Source organism: Caballeronia sp., from assembly GCF_049581465.1.
Taxonomy (GTDB): Bacteria; Pseudomonadota; Gammaproteobacteria; order Burkholderiales; family Burkholderiaceae; genus Caballeronia.
Window position 1 is genome coordinate 1 of sequence record NZ_JBAUSA010001355.1, and the last position, 7,964, is coordinate 7,964.

6 protein-coding genes are annotated in these 7,964 nt (G+C 57.8%); 3 read left to right on the top strand and 3 right to left on the bottom strand.

From position 1 onward, the window contains the following. Window positions 1–528, bottom strand: a 528-nt coding sequence (locus WCA53_RS32745; protein WP_423921719.1) for a tetratricopeptide repeat protein, incomplete at its 3' end; no start/stop codon positions are given. Between the two features lie 842 nt (window positions 529–1,370). On the opposite strand from WCA53_RS32745, the gene WCA53_RS32750 reads away from it, so the two are divergent. From WCA53_RS32750 to WCA53_RS32760, 3 genes are all read left to right on the top strand, one after another. Then, entirely contained in the window at window positions 1,371–2,834 is a 1,464-nt protein-coding gene (locus WCA53_RS32750) for a sulfotransferase (protein WP_423921722.1), read from the top strand. 342 nt (window positions 2,835–3,176) lie between these two features. Beyond that, a complete protein-coding gene (locus WCA53_RS32755) occupies window positions 3,177–3,353 on the top strand; it encodes a hypothetical protein (RefSeq protein ID WP_423921735.1) in 177 nt (58 codons plus the stop codon). Between the two features lie 371 nt (window positions 3,354–3,724). Further along, a complete protein-coding gene (locus WCA53_RS32760; protein ID WP_423921725.1) occupies window positions 3,725–4,087 on the top strand; it encodes a response regulator transcription factor in 363 nt (120 codons plus the stop codon). 10 nt (window positions 4,088–4,097) lie between these two features. Here WCA53_RS32760 and WCA53_RS32765 read toward each other — a convergent pair whose 3' ends face one another. Together WCA53_RS32765 and WCA53_RS32770 are read right to left on the bottom strand one after the other, a co-directional pair. Continuing rightward, complete coding sequence (locus WCA53_RS32765) at window positions 4,098–6,467, bottom strand: TOTE conflict system archaeo-eukaryotic primase domain-containing protein (RefSeq protein WP_423921729.1); 2,370 nt, start codon at window positions 6,465–6,467, stop codon at window positions 4,098–4,100. 353 nt (window positions 6,468–6,820) lie between these two features. After that, a partial coding sequence (locus WCA53_RS32770) for a cation:proton antiporter (protein WP_423921732.1) occupies window positions 6,821–7,964 on the bottom strand: 1,144 nt, incomplete at its 5' end.

Here is a 7,964-nt window from a genome sequence, read left to right on the forward strand (position 1 = left end):
TACCAGGCAAGCTACCGACTCAGGAGCGACGCGCACTGCTTCATTCAAGAGCCCGAACGCTTCTTCGTGCCGTCCGCTCGCCTGCAACAGCGTGCCGAGATTGGTGAGGGCGTTTGCGTCGCGACGCAGGGCAAGCGCGCTTCTATAGAACGGTTCGGCTACTGCGTCCTCCTCATTCTCCCGATAACAATTGGCGAGATTGTTGAGCGCATCGATGTGCTCCGGCTCGATGTCGAGCACCAAGCGGTACGCGCCGATCGCATCATCGATCCTGCGGATGGAGGTGAGGACCAGGCCGCGTACGTAATGGTAGCGCGCGTCGCCTGGCGCGATCTTGATCGCCCGATCAAGCCACGCCAACGCCGGATCAAACGCGCCACATTGCCACTCTAGAACGCCAAGCGAGTACATAGGTGACGGATCGTCGAGGCTGCTCGCCAGTACTTGTTCATAGAGCGTGCGCGCGTTGTCGAGATCACCCGCGAGGTGTCTTTCGCGCGCCAGTTCCAGACGTTCTACGGCCTCCATCTGGGCGCGTCCTAGTGTTCGAATCAAGCGCGTGTTGATAGATCGAACGCGGGTGTGGGGCCACGCCGCGTCTGTTGAGCATTTCGCCTGCTAAGCGTCTTATGTCGCTAGTGGTTAAGCGGCTTGCCGATGCTTGGTTCCATCTTCGCGCATGTTGCATGAAGTGGCGAACGCGTGATCTTCAAAAGTATTACGTTCCGTGACGAAGATTTACGCCAGTAATAATGTGAGGGTATTTTTTCGAAAGCCCCAGTACCACTTTAGTGGCCCAAACTTGCCTACACGCCGTCAGTAATGGAAGCGGGCTGGAGTAGGCAAATATCATTGCGCCGGACATGACACTCTGCTTATCGGCCGAATCGGGTTAATGCTTGATGCCGTCGCCGCCCTTGGCGAAAATTAGTCGCATGGGTTCAGGGTCGCTCAGCGAGCCTGTGCGCGATATTTTTCCCGGCAAGCGATCATCCAATCTATGTGCCCCGTCTTTGTCTGTGGCGATAGTCGTGGCGTTGAGTCGTAGCGTTCCCTGACAACGTTCTATTTTCCCGATCGACATTAGACGGGTATTGGTAACCTTTAATTAGCAAAGCGTAATTAAGTCGTTAGAAATAGGGTGGTTCTGGGTTTGCATGACAAGGTGATTCGTAAGAAATGAAACGTAATTTCGCCCCCCGTTTTGCAATCAGCACGCTAAGGACATCGTGCTAGATTTAAACGCATGACTTAGAGGCGGTAAGCGTCATTCAACAACGGCCCGGTTCGCCGTGCGCCGTTTTCATCTCCCTTCTTTTCGTTTGGCTTCCATGACGCATGACACCTCGCCCGCGATGGCGGAACACCCGTTGTCCATCGGAACAGAGTGCTCCATTCGCGGCGACTTTCAGGGCGCGTTAGTTTGCTTCGAGCGGGTACGCACCGCGCAGCCTCTTGATCCAAAAGTGCACGCTCAACTAGGCGCGACGCTCGCGCTGATAAGCCGCTTACCAGAAGCGCTGCTGCGCTATCAAGATGCGAGCCGGCTTGCCCCGCAAAGCGCTGAATACCAGCATGACCTAGGCTTCGTTCTAGAGCGGTTGTATCGGCCGGAAGAGGCGGTAGTTTGTTATCGGCGGGCGGTGGCACTGAATCCTCAGTCGGACGGCAGCTTTAACAATCTGGCGAGCGTTTTAGTTACGCTCGGCCAGTTTCCCGAGGCGCATGCAGCCTATCGCGAGGCGATCCGGCTTACGCCAAACAACATGACGTATTACCGCAATCTCGTTCAGTCGAAGAAATTGGCCGCCGATGACCCGTGTTTCATCGCGATGAGCGAGATGGAGAAGAACTGCGCTTCACTAACGCCGGAAAATCAGGCTCAGTTGCATTTCGCGCTCGGGCAGGCACTGGCGGATCTCGGCCAAAGCGAACTGTCGTTCGAGCACTTCGTTAAAGCCAACGCGTTGGTCCGTCAACGCGTGGCCTATAACGAGGCAACGACGTTCAACCTGTTCGATAACGTTAAGGCGACCCAGGGTGCTAGCTTGTTTGGGCGCAAGCATGTCGTGGGGGATCTTTCAGACACGCCGGTTTTCATTGTGGGCATGCCGCGGTCTGGGTCTACGCTGATTGAACAAATTCTGGCTAGTCATCCGCAGGTATTCGGCGCCGGTGAGCGCCCGACGTTTGCACAAGTGCTCTCCGCCCGCATTGCGCGGCCCACTGGCGACACTGACAGAATTGACATTGAAAGGCTGGATGCGGTGTCGGCGGACCAATGGACTGCATTGGGCGCCGATTATTTGCGTCACATGCGTGCATCGATTAGCGACGCTCGCCGTTACCAGCGGATCACAGACAAATACCCTTTTAACTTTATGCATCTGGGTCTTATCCATCTTGCTCTGCCGAACGCCAGATTTATCCACGCTCGGCGCTCGCCAGTGGATACGTGCCTCTCCAGCTTTTCCAGAATATTTCGCGATGTCCCATTCAGCTATGACCTAGGCGAACTGGGTCGCTATTACCGAACCTATGATTCGATGATGGCGCACTGGCGCGCGGTGTTGCCCGAAGGGGTGATGCTCGAAGTGCAGTACGAGAATTTGGTCACGGACCTGGAGCCTAACGTTCAACGCATGCTCGCGCACTGCAATCTTCCATGGGATGAACATTGCGTGGCCTTTCATCAAACTAAGCGTCAGGTGGTGACCGCAAGCGCTTCGCAGGTGCGCATGCCGTTGTACCAGAGCTCGCGTAGGCGGTGGCGTCCGTTGCAGACGTTGCTGCAGCCGCTACTCGACGGGTTGGGGCCGACGCTTAGCGAATAGAGATCTTATTCTCTGCGCTGCGTCGTGGTTCGACGCTTCTTGCGCGTCGCACGCGCCCCAACATCCGATGATTTGCGTGGGGCCTGCTTTAGCGCGTCTTGCATTTCGTATGAGCCCTCCAAACACCGATGCAGTCGCGATCGTCGCGCTTGCGTCACATTACGTAACACGTGTAAGCGGGCGCGAAACCCTTGCTTAGGGGACTTGACCTAAACTATTTTTGTGGTCCTTCGAACGATGGGTTTGCGCTTCAGTCAAGCGTTGTTGGCCTGTTAGCAGCCTATTGTCTTAAGACCCGGTCGGTGAGTTCTTTATCTGTGCTCCATACGTAATGCGAGAACGATGATGCTAAGACTCTTTGTCATCCTGATAGTGGCCGGTGGCCTGGGCGGGTGTGTTGTGGCTTCTCCGTACGGTTACGCACCAGCACCCGCCTATTATGGCTATGCGCCGGCCTACTACGCTGCGCCTTCAGTCAGCATAGGGGTTGGCGGCTACTACGGCTGGCATGGCCACTAACGCCGCTCGTAAGCGTCATGTGCCGCAATTCGGCTCCCTTCTTTAATCCTCTGGACAACGGAATGCTAAATCAATGAAGTATCTTGTTTTTGCTACGGCTATTGCTGGCCTCGGATACGTCGCTTCTTCATTCGCTCAATCAAGTCCCGACGTGGCAAACGCGGCGGTCGCTCAGAATTTCCAGTTCATGAATCATCCGCCGCCGCCTATTCCCGCCAGTTCGGCAGCCTCGACCGGCGGCACACGTGGTCATCGACACCATCAGTCTTCGACGGATTCGGATTCGCCTGGCGCGTCGCCGGGGCAGCCGTAGACCCAATCCGCGGCGCGCCTGAGGGGCGTTCGGTATATCTCAACGAAATGGCCTCCCCATGACCAAGTTCATCGTGTTGATAGAACCCAGTCCCGTGCTCGGCGAAAGCCTTGCGCACTCGCTTGAGGGTGAGGGGCTAGAGATGCTGACACAACGGACAGCGTCGCAACTGCTCGGACGCTCGAAGCAACGGATGCCGTCGCTCGTACTGGTGCGCGACGGTCCACAAGACGCCGATGGTGCATCGGCAGTCCGGACCTTGCGGGAGGCAGGCTATTCGGCGCCGGTACTGGTTATAGGAGAGTCGCCGGATTCGAGCGACATGATCAAGTGTCTCGACGTCGGGGCCGACGACTATGTGGCCATGTCTTGCGATCGAAAGGAACTGCTGTTGCGTATGCGAAACCTGATACGTCAATAATGGACGCCGGTTACAGCAGACGCTCATTCGGGTTCGAACTTTCGATCCTGTAGCCCATTGCCCGATACCCCAACTGGCGCCTGCTCCACATGCGCATCAGTCCAGGATGTCCCGTGTCGACAAAGTCAATGATCCGCACGTCCGCCTTCGTTACGTGCTCTCTGTGCAGGCGTCCCGCATACTGCTGAAGCGTCCCTTTCCAGGAAATTGGCATCGCCAGGATGAGCGTGTCGAGCGGTGGATGGTCAAATCCTTCGCCGACCAGCTTGCCGGCCGCGAGGAGTATCCGTGGAGCATCGGCCGGCATTCCATCGAGTTCCGCGATCACCAGACTGCGCTGCTTCTTCGACATGCGTCCATGCAGCGTGAAGATCCTCTCGACTCGCCCAGCGAGTGCCTCTTCAATGGCCGCAATGTGCTCCGTGCGCTCCGTTAAAACGAGAATCTTTCGCCCTCGCGAGAGCGCGTCTACGACCTCGTCTGCGATAGCTTTCGTACGATGCAAATCGGTAGCGACCTGCCGGAACACGTCCTGAATGCCAGCATCGGCGGGTAGATCTATTTTGTCTGCCCGGATGAGAGGTATGACCGCGAGGTCATGAGGTGCCGTGTCGGGCCTAGACGCAATGTGCCGGATCGGTCCGCACTGCATGAAGATGATCGGATCTTGGCCATCTCGCCGAATCGGCGTGGCCGTCAGGCCGAGCACGTATTTCGCTTTGACCCGCTTCAGTAAGGCCTCGAATGAAACTGCCGACAGATGATGGCATTCGTCGACAATCACGTGCCCATACTGTTCGATGAGCTCACTCGTCTCGCTCCGTCGCGATAGCGACTGCATGACAGCAATATCGATTTGCCCGCTTTGTCGCGCTTTACCACCACCGATCGTACCGACGACGCCATTGCCGACCCCCAGGAACACCTGCAGCCGTTCTTGCCATTGCTTGAGCAGTTCGGTTCGATGTACAAGGACCAGCGCGTTCACGCCGCGTCGAGCGATCAGCGCCGCAGCGGTAACGGTCTTGCCAAACGCGGTAGGCGCGCATAGGACGCCGATGTCGTATGGCAGCATCGCTGCGACGGCGCGTTCCTGGTCCGGGCGTAGCGTGCCGGCGAATGCAACATCGAGCGGTTCGCCCTTAAACCGCTCGTCACGGAGGTCGCAGCGGATCTTGTTGTCACGAAGTATCGCTTGGGCCGCGTCCAGGCAACCGCGCGGCAACGCGACGTGCTTCGGGTGGTTCTCCGCACAACCGATAACGCGTGGTTTATCCCATACAGAAAATCGCATCGCCTGCGCTTTGAAGAACTCCGGATTTGGGAATGCGGCCAAGCGGACTAGTCGGTTAAGCAGGGGTTGAGGAAGATTCGCTTTCTCGAAATAGACGAGGTTGGCCAAGGTGACGACGAGCGAATCCGGCATTGGACCGGGTAGATCATTGGTCAACCGTGGGCTGGATTTCCATGGTTCCTGCTGGTCCTCGCCGGTGATGAAGGTAACGTCAAGCGGATGTGCGCCACCTGTGGCGCTCAAAATGACGGACTCAACCATGTCAGGCGCCAGCGGCTGGATCGAGGCCAGATAGGTCCATTGGTCAGCGTAAGGTTGGAACTGTTCATCGACGAAGACACTGCGACCCTGTTCGCGCGGTGCTTTTTGCAGCGGAAGGGCAATCAGATTGCCGAAGCCGCCCTTGGGCGTCGTATCCTGGTTCGGGAACAGCCGGTCGTATGACGCCAGTTTCAGTTGCCGCGTCCGTGCGCACGTGTGACTGATGATCGCGGTACCCAGGCGCCTGGCATCTCGCGCGGGTACGGCGGACTTGAAAAAGATCCATACGTGGGCACCGTTGCCCGACCGCGAGATTTCGAGCGCGGCCGGCACGCCCAGTTCGGTGCATGAGTACTTGAATGCGCGTGCATCTTCCCGCCAGTCGGCCTCGTCGAAATCGACTGCGAGAAAATGACAGGTATCGTTTGCCAGCAATGGATAGACACCGATCGTGTGTCTGCCGGCGAGATGGTCATAGATGATGTGGTCAGTCAGTGGAATCAGAAGCCGGTTGCCACAGTCAGAGCATTTGACGTGGGGCTTTTCGCAAAAGCCCGGACGCCATTCATTGGCACATGCGGGTGAATAGCCTGATTTACCGGCCTTGCTTTCCCACCGGATCGGATACGCGTCGATGCGGCCCTGAAACAGGCGGCGAAACATAACGATTTTCTCGTCCGTGTTCAGGGCGGACGACCCAAGTCGCGACGCATCGACCGGTGCTGATGACGATGGTCGGGCATCGATGCCATGCACTTCGAGCAACGCTAGAAGTCGAGCGTTTTCGGCGCCCAGCCTTTCCAATTCGTTCGTGTCGGATGTCATTGAGAACGTACTTCGCGAATGGCGTATGCATGTCTTCGCTGCTGCGGCATTTGAAGGGGTGTTAGGCGCGGTCCTTTTCTCCGAGGGCGCGCGGGGCGCTCTCGTTGATTGCACGCCGTTCTCAATGAGAATACTCCTGTGTGAAACAAGGAAGCCAAGCCCACCCGCAGACAAAAAAAACCGCTCAAAGCCGGGGAGGCGGTGAGCGGAAAAGTTCGGAGAGTTACAACGACGTCATGCACATTCATGGATTGCGCATGAGATGAAGTATGCAGGGGCCGGAATCGTCGGTGAATACGAAAAATCTTAAAATGTGTACCGTGCGATTCGTCGCTACGTAGCCTAAAACCCACCTACACGCTTGCCCCCTTCTTCCGGGTAACGATCGCCGTCTCCGACAAATCGATCTCGCGCATCAGCTTGTTCAAGGTTTCGTCGTTAATCGCCTGACGGGTACGAAGCTTGAGCAACTCCGAGCGCTCAGCTCTCAGTGCGGCCATCCTCAGCTTCGTTTCCAGCATCTCGCTTTGCCGCGCGGCGCGGCGAATTTCGTCTTCATCGCCGAGGCCCTCAAGCCGTCGCCGATACAAGTTCATCACGCGCGCCGTCGAGTCAACGCAACGCGCCGCCGCACTCGCGTCCAATCCGGCACTGAGGTCTTCTTCCAGGGTATCGATAGCCCGGATGGCGGCCTGCGCCGCAAGCCGCCGGGCGATGAGTTCCTCGGCCGCATGCGGATCGCCGCGACGCTTCAAGCCGTTCAACAACAGTGGCAAGCCGATCACCCCGATCAGCAGCGACATCAGGATCGTGGCCGATGCAATGAAGATCGCGAGATCGCGACCGGGCAACGGCTCGCCGCTCGGCAACACAACCGGCAATGACAACACGCCCGCCAGCGTGATTGCGCCGCGCACGCCGCCAATGGTGGTCATCGCAAGCGTGCGCAGGCCAGGCACTGCGTTCGCCACGCCGTGTTTGGCCGCACCGCGACTCGATACCCAGCGCAGCACCCAGACCCATCCGAAGCGCAACCCGTACAGCGCGATAACCACCGCCGCAACGTAGCTGAGCAGCACGCCGACTTGCTGAGGACTATCGCGATGCGCTTCGATAAACGCTCGCCCGATGATGTGCGGAAACTGCAGCCCGAGCAGGATGAACACCATGCCGTTGAACACGAATTCGATCATCGTCCACGTGCTGGTCATGCGCATTCGCGACGCTGTGGGAACGCCTTCGCGCAGGCTCTGGAAGTTCATTACCATGCCCGCCGATACCGCCGCGAGAATCCCCGAGCAGCCAAATCGCTCGGCAATCAAATAAGCCGCAAACGGAATCAGCAACGTGAGGACGACGCCGGCGGCGGGATCGTCGTCTTCGGAGAACTTGCCGATCCACCTGGGAACCGAGGTCACAAGCCAACTGACCGCTGCCCCAATCACGAGTCCGCCCACGGAAATCAGCACGAAGCTAATCGATGCGGCGCGCAACGAA